Source organism: Photobacterium sp. 1_MG-2023 (assembly GCF_030547945.1).
GTDB lineage: Bacteria > Pseudomonadota > Gammaproteobacteria > Enterobacterales > Vibrionaceae > Photobacterium.
Window position 1 is genome coordinate 1 of sequence record NZ_JAUORR010000089.1, and the last position, 632, is coordinate 632.

A 632-nucleotide genomic window follows, 5' to 3' on the forward strand; every position below is an offset into this window, starting at 1 on the left:
CGGCGTCACGTCATTCCCACCATCCCAGGCAGACCGCTGTTCCTGCCAGTACGTCTCCGTCTCCGCCTGATGGGCCAGATGGAACTGCTGCGTCCGGGCATACGCCTTGTCTGCAGTGATCACGGGTGTTTGCCCCTGGCTGAGCTGCTGATAATACTCATGCACGGCCTGCCAGAGCACCGGACCGCTCCAGCCATCTGCGATGCTGTGATGCTCGGTTTTCAGCAGGGTGTAATGGGTCTCATGGTGCCGGATCAGGGTCAGTCGGAAGAGCCCCGGCTGCGTCAGGTCAAAGCCTTTCGCCCGGTCAGCCAGCTGCAACCGTTTGATTTCCAAGTCTCGATCCGCTGTCGACAAGTGACTGAGATCCACGACCTCCAGCTGAGGTCCACTCGCTTCCATAGGAGACAACACGATCTGCAGCAGCGCTTCCTGCCAGTCAAATGCGGTCCGAAGAACAGGGAAACGTTCCACCGCCAACTGCCAGGCCTCCCTGTAAGTCGCAACATCCAGGGCACAGTGGTAGTCCATCAGCAACTGCACGCAATAAGCGTCATCCTCAGGCTGGCTGAGCTGATGATAAATAAAGCCCTGCTGCAGACTGCTGGCCGGATAAATGGCTTCAATGCCGT

General features: G+C 58.4%; 1 protein-coding gene. It reads right to left on the reverse strand.

The features are described from left to right. The coding region (locus Q4579_RS23015; RefSeq protein ID WP_303567286.1) for a condensation domain-containing protein at positions 1–632 on the reverse strand (632 nt) is incomplete at both ends.